The 21,583-nt window shown below is 61.5% G+C and carries 17 protein-coding genes and 1 tRNA gene; 4 read left to right on the forward strand and 14 right to left on the reverse strand.

The features are described 5' to 3' along the window. Nucleotides 1-41: 41 nt before the first annotated feature. The gene (locus AAC126_RS10315) at nucleotides 42-605 is read left to right on the forward strand and encodes a methyltransferase domain-containing protein (RefSeq protein WP_339852992.1); all 564 of its coding nucleotides are present in this window, start codon (nucleotides 42-44) and stop codon (nucleotides 603-605) included. Nucleotides 606-650: 45 nt separating this feature from the next. On the opposite strand, the gene AAC126_RS10320 is transcribed toward AAC126_RS10315, so the two are convergent. The 5 genes from AAC126_RS10320 to gor form a co-directional block, all read right to left on the reverse strand. Continuing rightward, complete coding sequence (locus AAC126_RS10320) at nucleotides 651-2,042, reverse strand: dipeptidase (protein WP_339852994.1); 1,392 nt, start codon at nucleotides 2,040-2,042, stop codon at nucleotides 651-653. Between the two features lie 209 nt (nucleotides 2,043-2,251). Beyond that, nucleotides 2,252-2,974, reverse strand: a complete 723-nt coding sequence (locus AAC126_RS10325) for a gamma-glutamyl-gamma-aminobutyrate hydrolase family protein (protein ID WP_339852997.1) — start codon at nucleotides 2,972-2,974, stop codon at nucleotides 2,252-2,254. A 7-nt stretch (nucleotides 2,975-2,981) separates the two neighbouring features. Then, nucleotides 2,982-4,163 (reverse strand): nicotinate phosphoribosyltransferase, encoded by a 1,182-nt coding sequence (locus tag AAC126_RS10330; RefSeq protein ID WP_339852999.1) that lies wholly within the window; start codon nucleotides 4,161-4,163, stop codon nucleotides 2,982-2,984. A gap of 24 nt (nucleotides 4,164-4,187) precedes the next feature. Beyond that, a complete protein-coding gene (locus AAC126_RS10335; RefSeq protein WP_339853002.1) occupies nucleotides 4,188-5,579 on the reverse strand; it encodes a 3-deoxy-7-phosphoheptulonate synthase class II in 1,392 nt (463 codons plus the stop codon). Nucleotides 5,580-5,760: 181 nt separating this feature from the next. After that, nucleotides 5,761-7,137, reverse strand: a complete 1,377-nt coding sequence (gor, locus tag AAC126_RS10340; protein WP_339853005.1) for a glutathione-disulfide reductase — start codon at nucleotides 7,135-7,137, stop codon at nucleotides 5,761-5,763. 241 nt (nucleotides 7,138-7,378) lie between these two features. On the opposite strand from gor, the gene AAC126_RS10345 reads away from it, so the two are divergent. Further along, nucleotides 7,379-8,767, forward strand: coding sequence for a multicopper oxidase family protein (locus AAC126_RS10345; protein WP_339853006.1), 1,389 nt, complete (start codon nucleotides 7,379-7,381; stop codon nucleotides 8,765-8,767). A 67-nt stretch (nucleotides 8,768-8,834) separates the two neighbouring features. Here AAC126_RS10345 and AAC126_RS10350 read toward each other — a convergent pair whose 3' ends face one another. The 6 genes from AAC126_RS10350 to glmU all read right to left on the reverse strand — a co-directional run bounded on the left by AAC126_RS10350 (nucleotide 8,835) and on the right by glmU (nucleotide 17,012). Then, on the reverse strand, nucleotides 8,835-10,307 hold the full coding sequence (locus AAC126_RS10350; RefSeq protein ID WP_339853007.1) for an NAD-dependent succinate-semialdehyde dehydrogenase: 1,473 nt from the start codon (nucleotides 10,305-10,307) through the stop codon (nucleotides 8,835-8,837). A 155-nt stretch (nucleotides 10,308-10,462) separates the two neighbouring features. Then, nucleotides 10,463-11,275 carry an Asp/Glu racemase gene (locus AAC126_RS10355; protein WP_339853008.1) on the reverse strand — a complete coding sequence of 271 codons (813 nt, stop codon included), beginning with the start codon at nucleotides 11,273-11,275 and terminating at the stop codon, nucleotides 10,463-10,465. A gap of 80 nt (nucleotides 11,276-11,355) precedes the next feature. Further along, nucleotides 11,356-12,519, reverse strand: a complete 1,164-nt coding sequence (locus AAC126_RS10360; RefSeq protein ID WP_339853011.1) for a Xaa-Pro peptidase family protein — start codon at nucleotides 12,517-12,519, stop codon at nucleotides 11,356-11,358. Continuing rightward, nucleotides 12,516-13,724, reverse strand: coding sequence for a diaminopropionate ammonia-lyase (locus AAC126_RS10365; protein ID WP_339853013.1), 1,209 nt, complete (start codon nucleotides 13,722-13,724; stop codon nucleotides 12,516-12,518). Before AAC126_RS10365 ends, AAC126_RS10360 begins: the two co-directional genes overlap by 4 nt. Nucleotides 13,725-13,759: 35 nt before the next feature. Further along, nucleotides 13,760-15,583 carry a glutamine--fructose-6-phosphate transaminase (isomerizing) gene (gene glmS, locus AAC126_RS10370; protein WP_339853015.1) on the reverse strand — a complete coding sequence of 608 codons (1,824 nt, stop codon included), beginning with the start codon at nucleotides 15,581-15,583 and terminating at the stop codon, nucleotides 13,760-13,762. A gap of 25 nt (nucleotides 15,584-15,608) precedes the next feature. Beyond that, complete coding sequence (glmU, locus tag AAC126_RS10375; RefSeq protein WP_339853016.1) at nucleotides 15,609-17,012, reverse strand: bifunctional UDP-N-acetylglucosamine diphosphorylase/glucosamine-1-phosphate N-acetyltransferase GlmU; 1,404 nt, start codon at nucleotides 17,010-17,012, stop codon at nucleotides 15,609-15,611. Between the two features lie 227 nt (nucleotides 17,013-17,239). Between glmU and gph the strand changes: the two genes are divergently transcribed. After that, nucleotides 17,240-17,911, forward strand: a complete 672-nt coding sequence (gph, locus tag AAC126_RS10380) for a phosphoglycolate phosphatase (protein WP_339853019.1) — start codon at nucleotides 17,240-17,242, stop codon at nucleotides 17,909-17,911. A 43-nt stretch (nucleotides 17,912-17,954) separates the two neighbouring features. Then, nucleotides 17,955-18,029: transfer RNA gene (locus AAC126_RS10385), tRNA-Val, on the forward strand. Nucleotides 18,030-18,114: 85 nt separating this feature from the next. On the opposite strand, the gene AAC126_RS10390 is transcribed toward AAC126_RS10385, so the two are convergent. The 3 genes from AAC126_RS10390 to AAC126_RS10400 form a co-directional block, all read right to left on the reverse strand. Further along, nucleotides 18,115-18,435 (reverse strand): chaperone modulator CbpM, encoded by a 321-nt coding sequence (locus AAC126_RS10390; RefSeq protein WP_339853021.1) that lies wholly within the window; start codon nucleotides 18,433-18,435, stop codon nucleotides 18,115-18,117. A 3-nt stretch (nucleotides 18,436-18,438) separates the two neighbouring features. Next, complete coding sequence (locus AAC126_RS10395) at nucleotides 18,439-19,386, reverse strand: DnaJ C-terminal domain-containing protein (protein WP_339853024.1); 948 nt, start codon at nucleotides 19,384-19,386, stop codon at nucleotides 18,439-18,441. Between the two features lie 205 nt (nucleotides 19,387-19,591). After that, complete coding sequence (locus tag AAC126_RS10400; RefSeq protein WP_339853026.1) at nucleotides 19,592-21,286, reverse strand: matrixin family metalloprotease; 1,695 nt, start codon at nucleotides 21,284-21,286, stop codon at nucleotides 19,592-19,594. Nucleotides 21,287-21,583 lie beyond the last annotated feature (297 nt).

Genomic DNA, 21,583 nt, shown 5'->3' on the forward strand with positions numbered 1-21,583 from the left:
ATATCCATTTAAACTTGTCCATTTAGAGAGTAATTTTTCAAATGAAACTGAATATCGGCAGCGGCTTCAGAAAAATGGATGGCTATATTAATGTCGATAACTTCGAAGAGTGCAAGCCAGACGTCTTAATGAACCTTGAAGAGACGCCCTGGTCTTTTGAAAGCAACTCCGTTTCTGAAATAACGGCGATCCACGTCCTTGAACATCTTGGCGAACAAAGGGACGTTTTTTTTAATATTATAAAAGAAATTTACCGCGTATTGAGAAATGACGGGATAATTAAAATTTCTGTCCCTTTCTATATGCATCCCACTTTCTACACAGACCCGACACATGTCCGGTCCTTCACATCCGGCACTTTTAAGATGCTCAGTAAAAAAGTGAATCAGGACTGGATGGATCGCAACGTCAACGCGACGATGCTCGCCTTTATGCTCGATGTTGATTTTGATTTAATAAACGTATCCTACAAGTACGACCCCGTTTGGGATAACAAACTGAAAAATAATGAAATCTCGCAAGAAGAAATCATTCAGGCGGCCCAGGAAAAATGGGGCGTCGTTCAGGAACTGAATGTCATTTTAAGAGCTTGCAAGGAAGTATGAGAAGCCCCTCTAAACCCGCCCGAGTTACCGTAATCGGCGCCCTTCTTAGCTCCTGAAAGCCCCCGGCTCAAACGCAGCCAGCTCACGCAAAATCTGCGGCCAGGCGCGCAGCCCCATGGGAACGGATTCCAGGCGGAAGAATTCGTTCGGTGCATGCACCGGCTCGTCCGGCAGGTTGAAGCCGAACATGAGTGTGTCCATCCCCATCATCTCCTTGAAAATCGATGTAATCGGCACACTCGCGCCAAGCCGGACATGGATAGGCTGTTTCCCGCTCTCCCGTAGCAAAACGGTCTCCGCCGCCTGGACCAATGGATGATCCGGCGCCAGGGTGGAAGCCGGTGAGCCCGCACCGACCCGGTCGAAGCTCAGGCTTACGCCTTCCGGACAATGAGCCTCAAGATGCGCCACAACAGCATCCGCAACCCGTTTGGGGTCCTGCCCGGCGGCAACCCGGATGCTGATCTTGGCGTGAGCTTCCGACGGAATGATGGTCTTCGATCCGGCGCCCGTATACCCGCCCCACATGCCATTCACGTCCAGGCAGGGCCGCAGGGTGATCCGCTCGCGCATGGCAATGGCCGGATCGCCAGCCCCGGTTGCGCCGACCTCTTGCAGGAACGCAGCCTCGTCAAACGGAAATGCCGCAGTGTCCGCACGTTGCCGCGCGCTCGGCTGCTCCATGTCGGTATCGAAGCCGGAGACGGTTACCCGTCCCTCGCTATCATGCAGGCTGGCAATCAACATGGCCATTTCATGCAGGGCATTACGAACCGCTCCACCATAACGGCCGGAATGCAGGTCGCCATCAGCGGTCCGCAGGGTAAATTCCAGACCGTTGGTGCCGCGGGCACCGGTATTGATCGTCGGCACCTCCCGGCTCGCCCGTCCGCCATCGGCAGAGAGAACAGCGTCTGCGGACAGCACGTCGCGATACCGCTCTATCAGGCTACGCAGGCTTGGGCTGCCAGTCTCTTCCTCCCCTTCGAGGAAGAACTTGATATTGATCGGACAACGCCCTTCGACGGCCAGCAGAGACGCCACGGCCTCAATGGCGATGATGGTCGAGCCTTTCACATCCGAAGCCCCGCGGGCATAGAGCTTGCCGTCACGAACCGTTGGCTCGAAGGGAGGCGTCACCCATTGGTCCAGAGGATCCGGAGGCTGCACATCGTAGTGACCATAGACCAGCAAGGTCGGCTTGCCCGGCGCATGCAGCCAGTCCCCATAGACAGCGGGCTGACCGCCACCATCGAGCAACTGCACATTCTCCATCCCGATTGCCGTCAGCTTTTCGGAAAGGAAGTCGCGCGCATCGGCCATACCCTGGGCAAAGGCCGGATCTGCGCTCACGCTCGGCATGCGTAGCAATGCATTCAAATCTTGAAGAATGTCGTCCTGACGGGAAAGCAGATGATCGATGACAGGGTCGCTCATGGGAATCCTGTTGAAGCTAGGGCTGCAGAACGGCAGGCATGCGGAAAGGCACATGCGCGGCCGAAACGGGAATATTTCATGTCAATGATCGCCCGCAGCGGGGCAAAGAAAGGAAGCAGTACAGTAAAGAGCAGCGAACAAGCTGTCTATTAATCAGCTGAGGATGGGCAATCCGCAAAGAATGGACAATCAGCAAAGAATGCGAAACTTTAGTCCGCCGCATCCATCACTGCACGCGGGTAGCCGCCAAGGCCGAGCCAGTCGAGCGTCGCCCTGCCCCACCGGTCGATGCTCTCGCCGAACATCTCGAAGCCCTTGATATGAGCTTCTTTCGGCTGTGCACCCGGAATTTCCATCCGGTGCGCGGCGCCTGCGGTCCAGCGCTGGATCATCTCCAGCGTGATCTCCGGATGAAACTGAATGCCGAGCTTGTTGCCACCATAAAGATAGGCCTGGTTCGGAAAGCGGGTTCCCGTGGCCAGCAGGCTGGCGCCATCAGGGACGTCGAAGCCTTCCTTGTGCCACTGATAGAAGTGCTCGGAATGTTCAAAATAGGGGCGGCCAAGATCCGTCGGATGGATCTTGGTGTACCCGACCTCTACATTTCCCTGATCGTGCAGATAGACCTGCGCACCAAGCGCCCTGGCCAGAAGCTGGCCACCAAGGCAGATACCGAAAAACGGGGTATCGGACGCCAGCACCGTGTCCATGAACTTGAGCTCGGTCCGGATGCCGTCCAGATGCTCGTCATTGGCACTCATCGGGCCACCGAACACCACCACACCGGCATGATCGTCGAGTGTTTCCGGAAGCTCGTGCCCGATCATCGGACAGCGCCGGTCCAGCGTGTATCCACGTTCTTCCAGCAGTACGCCGACATGACCCGAGACGGATGTTTTCTGGTGTACGACGATCAGAACCTTGGAAGTCACGGCTGCCCTATCTGGTTTTATCCAACAGAAATTCGCGTCCAACCTTGACGCGCTCTTCGCCATCGTAACGCACGATGTCAGCGGTCGCATAGGTCTCGCTCCATTTCTCAGGGAGATAGGAGCCCGTACCGATCACGTCAATCGGGGCATCGGCAAGTGCCATCACCCGGCATTTCTCCGGGGAGAAGCCACTGGAGGCAACAATCTTGACCGCCTTGAAGCCATCCCGGTCGAGCCGTTCGCGCATATGCCAGATCGCGGCCGCCGAAACGCCGGTGCCGATCAGATAGCGCAGCTCGTTGTCTGTCCGATAACCCCGGATCGCCTGCGGCGCGGTCCGGTCCAGCACCTGATAGGACATGCCGATATCCATGCCCTCGACATAGCGCCCGCCATGGGTGTCGAGCCGCACAGCCACCTTGCCCGCAGCCGCCAGTTCCGGGAACCGCCGGCAGACCGCCAGCGCGTCAGTGAATTCCTGGCCGAAATAATCCACCAGAACCGTCAGGTTCTCTTCCGGGTGGGTCTCGTTGAACATTTCAGCCGCACGTACGGTCGAGCCGGCATAGCCGATCAGGGCATGCGGCATGGTGCCATAGCCCCGGTCCTTGGCGAAGAAATGCGCCGTCTCGTCCGAGGCATTACCGATGAACCCGACCGCGCCCAGCTTGCGCTGTGCCTTGGCGGAGCCGACGCTGGCGCCATAGGCCATCATCTCCGCCATTTCAGTCCCGGCACAGTGCCGGGCATCCATGGCAAGAAAGGCCGTCTTCGGCATTTCCGCGCACATCACGTAGGAATTATACGCGGCAACGCAGCAGGCACCGAGCTTCTGCAGGAACTGGGTTTCCAGATCGATCAGGTGATAGAGCGAGCCGGAGACATTCATGATCGGCTCGCCTGCGCCAACCCAGGAGCCTTCCTTCTGCTTCAGGTCGACCTTGAGCTCAACACCACGCGCCTTGGCCATCCGGTCAAGCCATTGCATGGCAAGCCGGGGCGCCGATGTCACCGGGCGCCGCATGAAAACGGCATAGGTGACATCAACATCGCCAAACTTCGCGACCACCTCCTTTGTCCGGAGGAAATATTTGTCAACGAAGCGCGGCAGATCGGATTCCGCCGGATGGCTTACCGTCCGGGGCGTTTCGTCCGGTGTCAGCGACGCAATACCTTCAGAGCCGTCCATGAGCCCCAATCCCACTCAGCCTTGTCAGGAAGCAGCAGCCATGCTGGCCGTACCGCCGTTCACACGGCTCTGCTTCATCATATCCGCAATCAGGAAAGCAAGCTCCAGAGATTGAGATGCATTCAGACGCGGGTCGCAATGCGTGTGATAACGATCAGCAAGGGCATCATCGGTGATCGCCTGGGCACCACCAATACATTCGGTGACGTCCTGCCCCGTCAGCTCGAAATGCACGCCGCCGGCATGGGTGCCTTCAGCCTGGTGCACTTCGAAGAATTCCTTCACCTCGCCCAGGATCCGGTCGAACGGCCGGGTCTTGTAGCCGCTGGAGGCCTTGATCGTGTTGCCATGCATCGGATCACAGGACCAGACCACGTTCTTGCCCTCGCGCTCGACGGCACGAATGAAGCGTGGCAGATGCTTGTCCACCTCGCCCGCACCGACGCGCACGATCATTGTCAGGCGGCCCGGCTCGTTCTGCGGGTTCAGGACATCGACCAGACGCAGCATGTCGTCCGTGTCGAGGCTCGGACCGCACTTCATGCCGACCGGGTTGGAAATCCCCCGCAGATATTCGACATGTGCGCCGTCAAGCTGGCGGGTCCGGTCGCCAACCCAGAGCATATGCGCCGCTGTGTTGTACCAGCCGCCATGCGCTGTGATGGTGTCCTTGCGGGTCAGGGACTGTTCATAGCCGAGCAGCAGAGCTTCATGGCTGGTGTAGAATTCAGTCTCGCGAAGCTGCTGGTTGTTCTCGGCCGTGATGCCGCAAGCACGCATGAATTCCAGCGCTTCGTCGATGCGGGAAACGACGTTCTCGAAACGCTCGCCCTGCGGCGAGTTCTCGACAAAGCTGAGGGTCCAGCGATGGATCTGTTCCAGATTGGCAAAACCGCCCTGGGCGAAAGCGCGCAGCAGGTTCAGCGTCGAGGCCGACTGGTTATAGACCTTGAGCAACCGGTCCGGATCGGGAACACGGTCCGCTTCGGTGAACTCGATGCCATTGACCATGTCGCCGCGATAGCTCGGCAGCTCAACACCGTTGATCGTCTCCACGTCGGACGAGCGCGGCTTGGCGAACTGACCTGCAAGCCGGCCGACCTTCACGATTGGCATACCCGCGCCGAAAGTCAGCACCACCGCCATCTGCAGCAGCACCCGGAAAGTGTCGCGGATGTTGTTCGGAGAGAATTCGGCAAAGCTCTCGGCACAGTCCCCGCCCTGCAGCAGGAACGCCTCACCCTTTGCCACCCGGCCAAGAGAGGCCTTCAAACGCTGCGCTTCCCCGGCAAAAACCAGGGTCGGATAACCGCTCAGTTCTTTCTCGACAGCCGCGACACGGGCCGCGTCCGGATAGGACGGAACTTGCTTGATCGGTTTACCGCGCCAGCTGTCGGGGCTCCATGTGCCGGACATTGCTGTTCTCCCAAGGTTCGAAATTGCCGCTTTCCTGCCGATTTTGGCCGGTGCGGACAGGTTTTGTATCAGCGGTTTTCCGCGAATACCAGTGCGAGTACAGACTAGCAGCGCATTACAACCGCCTCGGCGTCAACCCGTCAGAGAGAAAGCCGTTGCACCGAGGCCGTAAAGCGGCGGCTTATTCCGCCGCCTGACGCTCCGGCTCCGGCCGCTTCGTGCGCATGGTGACGAACTCTTCCGCCGCCGTCGGATGAATACCGATGGTGGCATCGAACTCGGCCTTGGTCGCACCGGCCTTGATGGCGATACCGAGGCCCTGAATAATCTCCGGCGCATCGAGGCCAACCATATGGGCACCGACCACCCGGTCGGACGCCCGGTCGACAATGAGCTTCTGCATGCCCCGCTCCGGATTGTCCGTCAGCGTGTATTTCATCGGCCGGAACCCGGCGACATAAACGTCGATCTCGCCATACTGGTCCCGCGCCTCGGCTTCCGTCAGACCGACCGTGCCAATTGGCGGCTGACTGAAGACAGCGCTCGGCACGTCCCGGTGATCGGCCTGCATCGGGCGATTGTTGAAGACGGTTTCGGCAAAGGAATGCCCTTCCGCGATGGCAACCGGAGTCAGGTTGATCCGGTCCGTCACATCGCCGACGGCATAGATGCTGGGCACGGAAGTCTGCGACCATTCGTTCACCACGACAGCGCCGCCCTTGGTCAGCTCGACACCGGCTTCGGCGAGGCCGAGACCCTTGGTATTCGGGTGGCGTCCGGTGGCGTACATCACTTCGTCGACTTCGAGGGTCGAGCCGTCATTCAGATGCACCTTGTAGACATCGCCGGCCTTCTCGATCCGGTCCGGCAGGGTACCCGGGTGCAGATGCATGCCCTTCTTGGACATTTCCTCGGTCAGCGTGTCCCGCACATCCTCGTCGAAGCCGCGCATCACCTTGTCGGCGCGGTAGACCAGATGGGTCTCGGAGCCAAAGCTGTTGAAGATCCCGGCAAACTCGACTGCGATGAAGCCAGAGCCGACGATGACGATCCGGTCCGGCCGCTTCGGCAGCTCAAGCGCCTCGTTCGACGTGATGGCATGCTCCGCACCCGGCACATCCGGCACACTCGGCCAGCCGCCGACTGCAATCAGGATGCGTTCCGCCGTATAGCGCTTGTCGCCCACCGCCACTGTATGCGCGTCGACCACAGTCCCGCGTCCGTGGATGCGTGTGGCTCCAGCATTTTCCAGCAGGCTGACATAGATGCCGTGCAGCCGGTCCAGTTCCTTTTCCTTGGCGGCGATCATGGCCGGCCAGTCGTGACGCACATTGTCCGCGGACCAGCCATAGCCGGCACCGTCCTGCATGTCGTGACCGAAATGGGAGCCATAGACGAAGAGCTTCTTGGGCACGCAGCCGCGCAGCACGCAGGTGCCGCCTTCACGCACTTCCTCGATTACCGCAACCTTCGCGCCAAAACCGGCGGCCAGCCGGCTTGCCCGCACACCGCCGGAGCCGGCACCAATGGTAATCAGGTCAAAATCATAGTCGGACACGGGCTCGCTCCATGGGTCGGATCGGATTTCAGGACACGGTTAATCTGTTGCTGATCAGATAGGAACGCAATTGATGCCTGTCCACCACAAGACAGTCAACGAGGTGGGGCCTAATCACGCCGAAAACGATACTCATTGCTCCCGCCTCTGCGGCTATTTGCCTATGCAGGGGCGTTTTACCCGGCCGTGGCGGGGCGCTAGAGTGTGCCGTGCTTCACCGCATTTCCGAAAGGCCTGCCTGATGAGTGGAATAACGCGCCGCGATCTTCTTGTCGGCTCCGCCGCGGTTCTTGCCAGCCCCGCTATCGCCGGGATTGCCGCGCACCGGACCTTTGCCGCCGTCGATCAGTCCATCGAGATGCACCGCGTCAGCCACGAGATCGTCAAGAGCATGCCGACCCCGGGAATGATGAGTTTCTCGGCAGACGGGCCGCCACCGGTCATCCGGATGCGTCAGGGAGAGACCACCGCCATCGAGGTCCGCAACAGGCTGGACGAAGCCTCCACGGTGCATTGGCACGGTCTCAGGATCGACAATGCGATGGACGGCGTCCCCTACCTGACCCAAGCCCCCATCGAGGCCGGTGAGAGTTTCCGTTACCGCTTCACGCCGCCGGATGCCGGGACCTTCTGGTATCACCCCCATTGCAACACGCTGGAGCAGATGGCCCGGGGCATGACGGGCGTTCTGGTGGTTGAGGATTCGGAAGATCCGGGCTTCGATCAGGATCTGCCACTCAATATCCGGGACTTCCGGATCGGCAGCAAAGGCCAGTTCCTCCAGTTCTACAAGGCCCGCAACACGGCGCGCGGCGGGACGCTCGGGACCATTTCGACGGTCAACTGGCGGATCGATCCGGCATATGACCTGCCTGCGGGATCGCTGATCCGGTTGCGGCTCGCCGTGACGGACCTGACCCGTGTCGGGCATTACACCCTGACCGGCGGCGAGGCGCATGTCATCGCGCTGGATTCCAATCCGGTCCCCGCGCCGATGCCGGTTGATGAAATCATCATGGGGCCGGGCCAGAGAGCGGATATCGCGCTCAAAATACCGGACAATGAAGGGGAGCAGGTGGAGCTGATCCTGCGCAAGCCGTCGGGGGATGTCCGCATCGCCTCATTCCGGGCGACAGGCCAAAGCGCACGCCGTCAACTCGCGGAACTGAAACCGCTTGCACCGAACCCGATCCCCGAGCCGGATCTGGCGAATGCGGAAACGCTCGAGTTCGTGTTCGGCTGGTCTCCTGCGGGAGACGCACCAGCCAATCCGATCTGCGGCAATCTCGGCTATCTCTTCTGGTCCATCAACCGCGTCGCCTGGCAGGGCGATTTCCCCGATCCGACCGCGCCGCTGGCCGTCATGAAACCCGGTAAGAGCTACATTCTGCGTCTGCGAAACGAGACGCCCTACGAACATCCGATCCACCTGCACGGCCTGACATTCCGGCTGCTCCGGTCGAACAAGCGCCAGATTCCGTCCCTGCTGACCGATACCGCCCTGCTACAGGCAGAGGAGACCATGGAAGTGGCCCTGGTCGCGGATAATCCTGGCGACTGGGCCTTCCACTGCCATGTCATCGAGCATCAGAAAACCGGACTGACCGGCTTCCTGCGCGTCGAAACCTGAGCCACACCGGCAGGACAAACAGAAAAGGCGGCCCAACGGCCGCCTTTTCCTCAGTCATCCGGATGGATCAGCCGTTAAGGCCGCCCATCAGCAGGTATTTGAGCTCGAGATAGTCGTCGAGACCGTATTTCGAGCCTTCGCGGCCAAGGCCGGATTCCTTCACGCCACCGAACGGCGCGACTTCCGAGGACAGGATGCCCTCATTGATCGCGACCATGCCGTATTCCAGCGCTTCCGCCACCCGCCACACCCGGCCAAGATCGCGGGCATAGAAGTAGGAGGCAAGGCCGAACTCGGTATCGTTGGCCAGCTCGATCACCTCTTCTTCCGTCTTGAAACGGAAGAGCGGGGCCACCGGGCCGAAGGTTTCCTCACGGAAAATCGCCATATCGCGGGTTGCCCCGGTCAGCACGGTCGGCTCATAGAACAGCGCGCCGATATTGCTGCGGGCACCGCCGGCGGCAACCTTTGCGCCCTTCGCAACCGCGTCCTGCACATGCTCCTCGACCTTGTCCACGGCAGCAGCTTCGATCAGCGGGCCGACCGTGACACCGTCATCGAAACCGTTGCCCATCTTCATCGCTTTTGCCGCCGCCGCGAACTTCTTGGCGAACTCATCATAGATGCCGTCCTGCACGAAGATCCGGTTGGCACAGACGCAGGTCTGACCGGCATTGCGGTATTTGCAGATGATCGCGCCTTTCACGGCTTCATCGATATCCGCATCGTCGAAGATGATCAGCGGCGCGTTGCCGCCAAGCTCCATGGAAACCTTCTTCACCGTCGAGGCGGACTGCGCGATCAGCGTCTTGCCGACCTCGGTCGAGCCGGTAAAGGTGATCTTGCGGACCAGTTTGCTGTGGGTCAGCTCGTTGCCGATGGCGGAGGAGCTGGCACCGCAGACGACGTTGAAGACACCTTTCGGGATACCCGCGCGTTCCGCCAGAACGGCGAGCGCGATGGCCGAGAACGGCGTCATTTTCGCAGGCTTGGCAACGAAGGTGCAGCCCGCCGCCAGTGCCGGAGCCGCCTTGCGGGTGATCATCGCGTTCGGAAAGTTCCACGGCGTGATCGAGCCGACGACGCCGACCGGCTGTTTCAGCACGACAATGCGCTTGCCGTCGGCCGTATTCGGGATGATGTCGCCGTAAATCCGCTTTGCTTCCTCTGCATAGAACTCCACATAGGAAGCACCGTAGGCGATCTCGCCCATGGCTTCGGCAAGCGGCTTGCCCTGCTCGGCGGTCATGATGATACCGAGGTCGCGCTGGTTCTCCATCATCAGGTCGAACCATTTGCGCAGGATGGCGGAGCGCTCCTTCGCCGTCTTGGCCCGCCAGGCCGGCCAGGCCGCATTCGCCGCCTCGATCGCACGCCGCGTCTCGTCCGCACCCATATCGGGGATCGTGCCGACCACATCGCCCGTTGCCGGGTCCGTCACATCGACCCTGCCGCCACCATCGGCATCAACCCAGGCGCCGTCGATATAGCCCTGCTCGCAGAGCAGGGACGGATCGGAAAGTTTGCTTCTGATATCCATTAGGGGGCTCCTTCCCTCTTTCACCCGGCACCTGTCAGCCGTTTCCGGCCGGACGGTGCCGGACCATAAACCCCGGCGCTCCTTGAACAGGCACCGGGAAATCTTCGATCATTCAAGCTGGCATAGAGGCCAGCATTCAGGTTGGCGGGTTGCTGTCAGGCCACGAACTCTCGCTCCAGAGGTACCGCGTCTTCCCGGGCGAGACCGAGGCTTCCCAGCCGCCCGAGCTCCGGCACCGTGCGGGTAATCCCGGCAAGGCGCAGCATATGCCAGGCCAGCACCTGATTGCTGCACAGGAACGGCTTGCCCGTCGCCTGCTCCGCATCGGCAATGACAGCCGATGCGCGCAGATTGGTGCAGGAGGCAAAGACCGCCTCGACCTGTGGGTCGGCCGCGACCTTTTCCGCCGCGGTCAAGATGGAGTGCGGGGCAATCCGGGCAACCAGATTTTCCTCTTCCCGGCCGAAAACCACGGCACGGACAAACGGCGTGTCGCTTGCGGACAATTCACCCTCCAGCGCGTCCGTCACCGAGCGGATATAGGGGCTGACAAGACCAAGGCGCGTCACGCCAAGGGCCGCCGCGGCCGCTTTCAGGGCGGAGAGCGGGTTGGTCACCGGCACCCCCGGATGCTCCGACTGTACAAGCTCCTGCACCCGCGCCTCGCCAAGCACCGTCGAGGCCGAGGTGCAGCCGTAACCGATGACGGAAAGCGGCGGCTCCTTCAGCAACAGGGACGCAGCGGAGGGGATATGATTCTCCATCTGCCGCAAGGTCTCTGTCGTCACTGTGGGGGAGCTCGGGATACGCGTGTGATAGAGAGCAATGGACGGATCCGACGTGAAGATACGGAAATCCTGCTCGATGGTCTCGTCCGTCTGCAGGACGATCAGCCCAAGCCGGTACGCCCACGGCATGGCGGGATCGATTTCATGCTCTTGCATGCCGCTCTCTGTATCTTGCGCCATCAAAACAGCCTCCCTCTCATCACACCAACATGGCCATACGGGCGGCTGCGATCAATCGCGCGCCTGGCAAGACAGAAATCTCAATGCACCACCGGCACTTCCGAGGGCGCCCGTCTGGTCAACAATTCCGCACCCTCTTCCCGGATCACGATATTCTCTTCATGCACCATCATCTTGCCCGGCGCATATTCAAGCCCGGGCTCCAGGGTCAGCACCATGCCCGGCCGCAAAACCGTCATGTCCGACGCGGTGATCGACGGCCATTCGGTCAGTTGCATGCCCAGGCCGTGCCCCAGCCGTCCAACATCGCCGACCTGGGCACCGCCTGCCTCCAGCACCTGCGCCATCACCCGGAAGAGGTCGGCACAGCTCGCACCGGGTCGGGCCACCGCCAGTGCCGCATCCGTCGCGGCATAAGCCGTCGCATAGGCAGAACGCACGTCACCGGATGGCGTTCCAATGGCAAAATTGCGGTCGAAATCACAGAAATAGCCGTCATGCAGGGTGCCGGTATCGAGGATAAGCACGTCTCCATCGGTCACCCTGCGATCCGAAGGCGGCGAAATAATGTCGCCATACCCGCCCGGCCCTGCGCCGCCGACCAGATAGGACACGTCATCCGCCCCGGCCTTCAGGCAAGCGATCTTGAACTCGCGGAAAATTTCCCGTTCGCTCATTCCCGCGCTGAGCCAGGACGGCCAATCCTCGAACACGCCAGAGACCATCTGGCAGGCTGTCCGAATCTTGTCGATCTCGGCCCCGGACTTGATCATGCGGAGACGCCGGTGAATGCCCGCATCGTCCCGGAAAGTCGCGTCCGGCAGGGACGCCCGCACTGTTTCATAATCGGCAAGCGGCAAGCGAAGATGAGTTTCCGGGCCGGACGGAACACCGATGACCGGCCTGTCTCCGCCAAGCTCCCTGATGGTGTCCGCCAACAGCGACAGCCCCTCATCCTCGGGGCACGGGGACGGCCAGGTCCGGATATCCTCGATCCAGGTCCGCTCCATGGCGGCGGCGCCGATGCCCGGGATCACCGCCACCGGTTTGCCCGCGCGCGGCACGAGCAGAAACCAGGGCCGTGTCGGGCTTTGCCAGAACTGGGTCAGAAAGCCGCTGAAATATCGCACTTCAGGCTCTGTGGTCAGCAGAAGAAGTCCCAGCCCCTCCGCCGCCATCAGCGTCTGCGCCCGTGCGACCCGCGCCTCGAATTCGGAGACGGGAAAGCCGCGCACGGCGCTCATGCCGCGAGGTCGCCGACAATCGATTTGTAGATTTCGGGGTCCGTCGCGCCCTCGCTGCCGATCAGCAATACCCGGCTGTCCGGGCCGAGGCCGAGCTGTTCCTTCAGTGCCGGGTTCGCGGCCACGGCAAGCAGGCCAACCAGCCCCGCAACGCCGGACTCGCCACCCGTGATCTTTACGCCCGTCTCACCCGAAGCCAGCAGTCGCATGGCCGGGCCGACACCTTCTTCCCCGACGGTGATGTAATCTGTGCATCCGGCGGAAAGAACCGGCCAGGCAACGAGCGACATTTCCCCGCAGGAAAGTCCCGCCATCAGGGTCTCTTCGTGGATCGGCACGATCGCGGGTTTATCCTGCCGCGCGCTCTCGATGGCGCAAGCGGCAAGATCGGGCTCGACAATAACGGTGCGGGGAGCCTTTTCCCCATAGCCCTGCCAGAGCCGCGCGACCATCGCGGCGGCGAAACCGCCGACACCGGCCTGCACGAACATATGGGTCGGCGCGTCTTCCGCCTGCCCCAGCACTTCGCTCGCCATCACCGTATAGCCGGCCATCACATCGCGCGGGATATCGAGATAGCCCGGATAGGAGGCATCGGAGACCACGAACCAACCGTTCGCCTGCGCCTCGTTCTCGCAGTATTTCAGAGACAGATCGTAATCGCCATCGATCCGCCGGACATCGGCGCCGAAAGCCTCCATCGCCTGCTTCCGCCCCTGGCTGACCTCGGCATGAATGAAGATGACGCAGCGACAGCCAGCCATCTCCGCGCCCCAGGCGACGGAGCGGCCGTGATTGCCGTCGGTCGCGCAGGTAACGGTCAGATCTTTCAGGGCACTCGCAAATTTACCGGAGCGGATATCGGCCAGTGCCGCATCGCCGTGTCCCTTCTCGGCAAGCCACTTGCGGGCCAGCAGCATGACCGCATAGGCGCCGCCAAGGGCCTTGAAGCTGCCAAGACCGAAGCGCGGCCCCTCGTCCTTGTAGAGCACCGCCCCGACGCCAAGATCATCGGCAAGCTTTGTGAGCGAATAGAGCGGTGTCGGCGCATAACCCGGCCAGGATGAAATCTCCGCGATAGCGGCTTCCGCCATCCCCGTCGGAAACTCGGCCTCCAGTGCGCGCGGATAGGTGCCACCAACAGCGCCATGCGTCGCGTGCTGCCGGAGTAGTTCCGGCGCCGTCAGTTCCCGTTCCATCGTCATCGCCCAGGCTCCCGTTGCAAATGCTCCCGTCCGCGTTACTCCACGGTCACGCTCTTTGCAAGGTTACGGGGCTGATCGACGTCGGTGCCTTTTTCCGTCGCGGTGAAATAGGCCAGCAGCTGAACCGGCACGGTATAGAGGATCGGCGCCACCATCGGATCGCATTCCGGCATCTCGAATGACCATGTCGCGAGGTCACCAAGCCGCTCGATCCCGGTCTTGTCGGAGAGCAGGATCACCTTGCCGCCACGCGCCCGCACTTCCATCGCGTTGCTGGCAACTTTTTCGAACCAGGGATCCATCGGCGCGACCATGATGACCGGAAGGCCTTCTTCCAGCAGCGCGATGGGACCGTGCTTCAGCTCACCGGCGGCATAACCTTCGGCATGGATGTAGCTCAGCTCCTTCAGCTTCAACGCGCCTTCCATGGCCACCGGATAGGACAGGCCGCGGCCGAGATAGAGCACGTCGCGAGCCTTGGACAGCTCATGGCTGACCGGCTGCCAGCGCTCCATATCCTTCAGCACCTCGCCGATCTGCGCCGGAAGATGAACCAGACTGTCGAGCACCCCGTTCAGCACCTCGTCGGAGGCCGTGCCCCGCTTGCGGGCGAAATCCACAGCCATGGTCAGCAGGGCGACGAGCTGGGTGGTGAAAGCCTTGGTCGAGGCGACGCAGATTTCCGGCCCCGCGAGGGTCTCCAGCACCACATCGGATTCCCGCGCGATGGTGCTTTCCGGCTGGTTCACCAGCGCCAGGATATGCTGCCCCGCCTCGCGGGCATGGCGCAGCGCCATCAACGTGTCCAGGCTTTCGCCGGACTGGGAGATGAACAGCGCCGCCCCGCCTTCCGGCAACACCGGATTGCGATAGCGGAACTCGGAGGCGATATCGATCTCGACCGGCACCCGGGCCAGGGTCTCGAACCAGTATTTCGCCACCATACCGGCATAGAAGCTGGTCCCGGCGGCAACGATGGTCAGTTTCGGCAGGGTGACCGGGTCGAACGGCAGGTCCGGCAGTTTGATGGACCGGTCGGTGCTCCGGTAATACTGGAACAGCGTGTAGCCCATGACTTCCGGCTGATCGTAGATTTCCTTCTCCATGAAGTGCCGGTAATTGCCCTTGCCGATCAGCGCACCCGTCGCGGCGGTCAGGCTGATCTTGCGCTCCACCGGTGCGCCGGTCTCGTCATGGATTTCCGCACCAGCGCGGCGGATGATCGCCCAGTCACCGTCCTCCAGATAGGCGATCCGGCGGGTGAAGGGCGCCAGCGCCAGCGCGTCGGAGCCGATGAACATCTCCCCTTCGCCATAGCCGATCGCCAATGGCGACGCCCGCCGGGCACAGAGCAGCAAATCTTCCTCGCCATCGATCATCAGCACCAGCGCATAGGCACCAGTCACCCTGAGGGCGATTTCCTTCATCGCCGCTTCCGGGCTCTTGCCAGCGTTCAGCAACTTGTCGAAATAGAGCGCGACGATCTCGGTGTCGGTTTCGCTTTCCGGCTTGATGCCTGCGGCCGCGAGTTCCGCCGCCAGCTCCTGGTAATTCTCGATAATGCCGTTGTGAACGACGGTCACCCGGCCAGCCCGGTGCGGATGGGCATTGCGCACCGTCGGCGCACCATGTGTCGCCCATCTTGTATGGCCGATGCCGATAGAGCCACCAAGCGGCTGCTCGGTGACGGACTTCTCAAGATTGAAGAGCTTGCCTTCCGCCCGCCTGCGCTCGGCCGGACCGCCATCAAGCGTTGCCACCCCAGCGGAATCATAGCCGCGATATTCCAGCCGCTTCAGCGCGTCGACAATGGGTTCGGCAACAGGCCGGTTCGCGATCATTCCGATGATGCCGCACATCCGTCGGGCGTCCTTTCAGTCAGATTTACTTTTGCTTGGTCTTGTTGCCAGCCTTGCGGGCTGCATCTGTCTTGTTAGCAGCCTTGCGGGCTGCCCGGGTTTCCCGGAAACGCTTCGCAGCCCCCTCGCCGACCGTCCGCTCGCCGCGCACGACCACGATATCGTCCTGCCCTACATCGTCACCGATTGTGCTGCCCGCCCCGACCAACGCGCCGTCACCGATACTGACCGGCGCCACCAACGAGGAGTTCGAGCCGATGAAAGCCCCGGCGCCGATCTCTGTCCGGTGCTTCTCGTAGCCATCGTAATTGCAGGTGATCGTCCCGGCGCCGATATTCGCCCCCGCGCCGACGCTGGCATCGCCGACATAGCTCAGATGGTTGGCCTTGGCGCCCGCGCCGAAGGTCGCGTTCTTTACCTCGACGAAATTGCCTATATGCGCCCCGGCCCCGAGATCCGCCCCCGGCCGCAACCGCGCATAGGGGCCGATCCGGGCACCATCCGCGACCGTCGCCCCTTCGAGATGGGAAAAGCTCTTGATCTCGACACCTTCGCCAACGGTCACGCCCGGCCCGAAAACGCAATGCGGCTGCACCACGCTGTCCCGGCCGATCTTCGTGTCATGGCTGAGGAACACCGTCTCCGGTGCGACAAGCGTCACGCCTTCTTCCATCAGGCGGCGGCGCAGCCGTTCCTGCATACGGGCTTCGGCATCGGCCAGCCCGATCCGGGAATCGACACCCATGGTTTCCACCGGATCGACCCAGACAACGGCGCCCCGGCGCCCTTCTTCCAACGCGAATTGCAGCAGGTCGAACAGATAGAACTCGCCCTGCGCATTCCGGGGGTCGAGACGGCCAAGCCAATCCGCCAGACGCGCCCCGTCAACCGCAAGCGCGCCGCCATTGCAGAGCCGGATCGACCGCTCGTCTTCCTTAAGGTCCGGCGCCTCGATGATCCGGAGCAGGTTTCCGGCATCATCCAGTTCCAGCCGTGCGTATCGGCCGGGATTGTCACTTTCGAAGCCGAGAATGACGAAAGCCGCACCATCCGCCCCCTCCGTCGCGGCCACCATCCGCGTCAGAGTATCCTCACTCAGCATCGGCGTGTCACCGAACAGCACCAGCACGGTGCCGGTAAAGCCTTCCAACGCGCCGAGTGCCGCCCGCACTGCGTCGCCTGTGCCGCGTGGCGGATGCTGGATCGCCGTCGGGATCGGCGCCACGCTGGCCGCCACATCTTCCTGCCCCGGCGCCAGCACCACGACCCGGCGCTCCGGAGAGAGCGTTTCCGAAGCCGCCAGCACGTGATGCAGCATGGGCCGCCCGGCAATCGGGTGCAGCACCTTCGGCAGATCAGATTTCATCCGTGTGCCCTTGCCCGCGGCAAGGATGACGACAGCGACGGAGGCAGCAGCAGAAGCGTTCATGAAAGGGCGAATTTCCGAGAGAGTCCAAAAGGGTTAATCGCAGGGCAAAAATGCCACAGGGCCCGGCGCCGAGACAGTCACGTTTTCTTACTCTTCACAACAGATTGCCGCACCGGCGCGTTATGACCGCTCATCTGGTATATAGCGCGGCCAAATTCGGCACAATGACGGCGGCCCGCCCGTGCTATGACCAAGCCTCCAGACAACCAACGGCCCCGGCGAGTTTCATGATGCGCACCACTTCCCATATCGTCTTCGATCTGGACGGCACCCTGATCGATTCCGTGCATGACCTGCATGCCGCCGGCAATCTGTTGCTGGAAGAGATGGGCCTCGCCCCGATCGACCTTGCAACCGCGCGCAGTTTCATCGGCGATGGCGGGCAGGTCTATGTCAGACGCTCGCTCGAGCTGCGCGGCCAGAAACCGGACGCGGCTTCCCTCTCCGCCGCCACGGAACGATTCATCGCGTTGTACGAGGCGAATGCCAGCAACCGGACCATTCCCTATCCGGACGTACCGGAAACCCTGACAGCGCTGAAAGACAGCGGCTTCCGCCTCGGCATCTGCACCAACAAGCCGGAGCGCGCCACCCACAAGGTGCTGGCCCTGCTCGGCCTCGACCATCTGTTCGACGCCATTGTCGGCGGCGACACCCTGCCCGTACGCAAACCGGATCCGGCCCATCCGGCAGCAGTCCTGGAACGTCTGGGCGCCACGCCGGAGAGTGCCTGCATGGTCGGCGACAACGAGCATGACGCCCATTCCGCCAAAGGCGCCGGCATGCCCTTCATCCTGATGCGCTACGGCTATGCCCGCACCCCTCTGGACGAAATCCCCGCCGCCGCCCGGCTCGACCATTTCCGCGATTTACCAAAAGCCATCGCATCGCTCCCTTGACAGCGCAAACCGCGCCGCTTATGAGAGCGGTCCGTCAAGCGACGGGCGCGTAGCTCAGCGGGAGAGCACTGCCTTCACACGGCAGGGGTCACAGGTTCAATCCCTGTCGCGCCCACCAGCTTTTTCAAGCCCCTAGATTTCCAAAAAGCAGTGCTCCCTAGTTCAAATGAACCGGAGCGGGTGTTTCTACGTCCAGCCGTAAATCAGTTTTCGGCAAGATGCGCCGAGATCCGCGCCTGCACGTCCTGCGGCTGGGCATTAACCGCATCGGCGAGGCGGTGCAATTCGCGGCGCAGGCCGTGGACCTGGTCAAGCAGCGGCAGGACAACGTCCAGTGCCTCATCGTCCAGTGCCAGCTCGGTGCGGAATTCGACAATGAGACGCAGGCGGGCCACGTCGATTTCCTGAAAGATATATCCCTCACCGCCGCGCGCCGGTGCAAGCCAGCCGCGCTCGATCCAGACGTGAAGTGTTTCGCGGCGAAGGTCGGAAAACAGACCGAGGATTTCTGCTTCTTCCCGCATGTCTCACCCCTTCTTTTCAGCTCGCGGATCGTAGGAATGGGTCTTCGCCCACTCGGCGAGGAAACTCTTCAACTCCGCGTCCGGCTCTTTCGGCAGCCGCACCCGCAGCGTCACCACCTGATCGCCTGCCGAACGACCGCCCGAGGCAGGCACGCCCTTGCCGCGCAGCCGCAGGGTATCCCCGCTGTTGGAGCCTGCCGGAACACTCATCGTCACGACGCCCGTCACGGTCGGCACCCGGACCTTGGCGCCGAGAACCGCTTCATGCAGACCTATGGGGAGCTCTGTATGGATGTTGTTGCCATGGCGGCGAAATTCGGGATGCGCCGTGATGTGCACTTCGACATAGGCATCGCCGGACGCTCCGCCGCCATATCCCGGCATGCCCTGCCCACGCAACCTGAGCACCTGCCCCTCATGCAGTCCCGGCGGAATGCTCATGTCGAGCACCTTGCCATTCGGCATGGTGACGCGCTTCTTCGCGCCGTTTACAGCCTCGAGGAAAGAAACTTCTATCGAATACCGGGCATCCCCGCCCCGCATGCGAAACGCGGCGCCATCGCCAGCCTGGGCATCGCTCCTGGCACGCCCCTGAGTACCACCCCGCGCATGCTCGCGGAAAAGATCCGAGAAGATGTCGCTGATATCCTCGTATCCCGCGCTCGACTGGTAGGGATGCTCGCCGCCCGCCCCGGCATAATCCCGGTAATAGCGCTGCTGGGTCTCGTTCCCTTCGGCGTCGATCTCGCCGGCATCGTACTGTTTCCGCTTTTCCGGATCGGACAGCAGGTTGTTGGCGGCCTGAAGCTTTTTGAACGTCTCCTCCGCCGCCTTGTCGCCGGGATTGAGGTCCGGATGGTACTTCTTCGCCAGCTTCCGGTAGGCCTTCTTGATGTCATCGCCGGACGCGTCCCTGGAGACGCCCAGCACCTCGTATAGCTCGTCCGCCACCGTGGGATTCTTTCTCTGCGGTTACGCATCTGGAGTTGGAAAGACACGGTACTGAATTCAAGGCTGACGGCAACGGATCACAGGCGCCTGTGATTTTTGGCCGCAGCAATTTAATCGCGCGTCTCTATAATTCAGGATTATCCGCCTGAATTGGCTGGCGTGGGGTGGAGTCAGCAAAACGGAGGGGCAAGATAACGCTCTCCCCTCACAAGCCGAAATAATCCACCTGATCGTAAGAAACCGTCGCAGCATGCCCCGTGACTGATGTGGCTGCAGCAGAGGTGGAAGCCGGCGTATCCGCACTGATCGTATAGGCGCTCCGTCCCTCGTAGAGGCCATGCATCAGATAATGATCGAGCGGGTTCATGCCCGCATCGGCTACATCCGGATTCTCCTCAAGATAACGGGCGGCGTCGAAATAGAGCGACGGCGCGCGGCCTTCCCTGCCGCCAGCAGCCTCGAAATGTGCATAGGGAGAGGAAAAATCTCCGGCCGCCACGGCCTCGGCAACATCCGGATTGTAGGTTCGGTAGAATGTATCGTTGAAGAGAGGGTTCGGGTTCCGCCCTTCGGCCTCTCCGGCGGCATCGAAATGCGCCCGTCCGGAAGCATAGGCGCCGGCCGCGACCGCAGCCGCGACATCGGCGTTATTCTCAAGATAGAAAGCCTCGTCAAAGCTGTAGCTTGATCCGGCAAGGCGTCCCTCATTCAAGCCGAAGGCAAGGTAATGCACATGGCCCGATGGAAGAGTCCCCGCCGCGACAGCCGCGGCAACGTCCGGATTGAGGGCTAGATAGCGACCTTCATCGAAATTAGCGCTGTCTGTGACGCGGTCGAGAGTGAGCACCACTTCATGATCCGCCATGCGCAGCAGTTCGACACCGTCGAGCGTATCCCGGCCCTCGAACTCCAGAATGCCGCCGTCACGCCATACGCCTCCGGACCTGTCCACCAGGATCGAGGCATCATAGCTGGCGACATCCAGGCCGCCGCCGCCAATCAGCAGATCGTCTCCGCCGGCACCATTCAGCCCGTCATCTCCCGTGCCACCGTCGAGAAAATCATCTCCTGCACCACCATAGAGCCTGTCTGACGCCTCGGCACCGGACAGGGTGTCGTCCCCGTCCCCGCCCAGAACAATGTCTTCCGCCTCCCCCATGAGAACCCAGTCGTCCCCGCCATTCGCGAGATAGCGCGATATCCCGTCGGGAGCCGTATAGAGCTCCGTAGAGTCTGATCCCCAGGCGGTGACACCGGCCGAACCACTTCCCGGAACACCGTAGAGAAATTGTGCCGCGTGAATGTCGAGCCAGGCCGGATCCATTGGTCTGGGTTCGTCCAAGCCGGCCAGAAAAGTGTAGGACATGACAGTGTTGCGGATATCGTCGAACGCCGCCGCCAGAGTCGGCTCTTCAAACGGATGCTTCAGACCGACGGCATGTCCGATCTCGTGCAGCAGAACGTAATATCCGTATCCTCCCACTTCGGGAGTGAGATTGTAGTCATACAGCTGGGAGGTAAAGACATCGCCGTATCTCTGGTTCCGTTCGTAAAATTCTGAATCGGGAGCGATCGGCCGGTAGGCGTAGCCGGCATACTGCTCGCTATCGGGCAGCGCACTATCCATGCCGAAGCGTATATCGCCACCAACATTATCCTCCACTTCGATAAAGCGAAGACCGGAGACCGCTTCCCAGTCGGAGAGGGCTTCCCGCGCGGCCTGCCTTGCAGCCTCCGTCATCGGGGCGAAGAGCGTGACATCGGACGGGGCGTAATAATCCGGAAGCGTCTCCATGAAGGAATAGGTGAGCGTTTCGGGCTGACCGAGTTCGGTCACAGAGCCCCATTTATAGTCAGTTCCGAAAAGTACTCCCGCGAGGTTCGGATCGTAGCTCGTCATCAGTCTGGTATGCCTTGGTAAAAAGAGCGCCGTTTCTTTGTGCTTTTATTTCTACCTCAGGATAAGGCGAATAGGAGAACCCGTCCTGTGCCGAATGTCTCTTTGTCCATCGAGAGTGTCGCAGTTTTAAGGGTCCCGTTTCCTCGCCCCTTTCCCTTGCCATCCCCGCCCCACCCGTCGGACACTCTCCCAGTCCCGCGCCCTCTCGGCGCACAAAAACAAGAAACAACGGCGAGGAAAGCATGAGCAAGCGGTGGAAGAACCGTCCCGAGGGGTCGACCTGGGGGGATTTCGGGG

Origin of the sequence: uncultured Nisaea sp. (assembly GCF_963974195.1) — a bacterium.
In the GTDB taxonomy this organism is placed as follows: Bacteria; Pseudomonadota; Alphaproteobacteria; order Thalassobaculales; family Thalassobaculaceae; genus Nisaea.

Bases quoted from the DNA above. Each gene is read 5' to 3' on its own strand.
- AAC126_RS10335 (WP_339853002.1), bottom strand. From the start codon at position 5,579: ATGTCCGGCACATGGAGCCCCGACAGCTGGCGCGGTAAACCGATCAAG.
- AAC126_RS10355 (WP_339853008.1), bottom strand. From the start codon at position 11,275: ATGGCGCAAGATACAGAGAGCGGCATGCAAGAGCATGAAATCGATCCC.
- glmU (WP_339853016.1), bottom strand. From the start codon at position 17,012: ATGAACGCTTCTGCTGCTGCCTCCGTCGCTGTCGTCATCCTTGCCGCG.
- AAC126_RS10315 (WP_339852992.1), top strand. From the start codon at position 42: ATGAAACTGAATATCGGCAGCGGCTTCAGAAAAATGGATGGCTATATT.
- AAC126_RS10345 (WP_339853006.1), top strand. From the start codon at position 7,379: ATGAGTGGAATAACGCGCCGCGATCTTCTTGTCGGCTCCGCCGCGGTT.
- AAC126_RS10360 (WP_339853011.1), bottom strand. From the start codon at position 12,519: ATGAGCGCCGTGCGCGGCTTTCCCGTCTCCGAATTCGAGGCGCGGGTC.
- gph (WP_339853019.1), top strand. From the start codon at position 17,240: ATGATGCGCACCACTTCCCATATCGTCTTCGATCTGGACGGCACCCTG.
- AAC126_RS10350 (WP_339853007.1), bottom strand. From the start codon at position 10,307: ATGGATATCAGAAGCAAACTTTCCGATCCGTCCCTGCTCTGCGAGCAG.
- AAC126_RS10320 (WP_339852994.1), bottom strand. From the start codon at position 2,042: ATGAGCGACCCTGTCATCGATCATCTGCTTTCCCGTCAGGACGACATT.
- AAC126_RS10365 (WP_339853013.1), bottom strand. From the start codon at position 13,724: ATGACGATGGAACGGGAACTGACGGCGCCGGAACTACTCCGGCAGCAC.
- AAC126_RS10390 (WP_339853021.1), bottom strand. From the start codon at position 18,435: ATGCGGGAAGAAGCAGAAATCCTCGGTCTGTTTTCCGACCTTCGCCGC.
- AAC126_RS10400 (WP_339853026.1), bottom strand. From the start codon at position 21,286: ATGACGAGCTACGATCCGAACCTCGCGGGAGTACTTTTCGGAACTGAC.
- AAC126_RS10330 (WP_339852999.1), bottom strand. From the start codon at position 4,163: ATGGACGGCTCTGAAGGTATTGCGTCGCTGACACCGGACGAAACGCCC.
- glmS (WP_339853015.1), bottom strand. From the start codon at position 15,583: ATGTGCGGCATCATCGGAATGATCGCGAACCGGCCTGTTGCCGAACCC.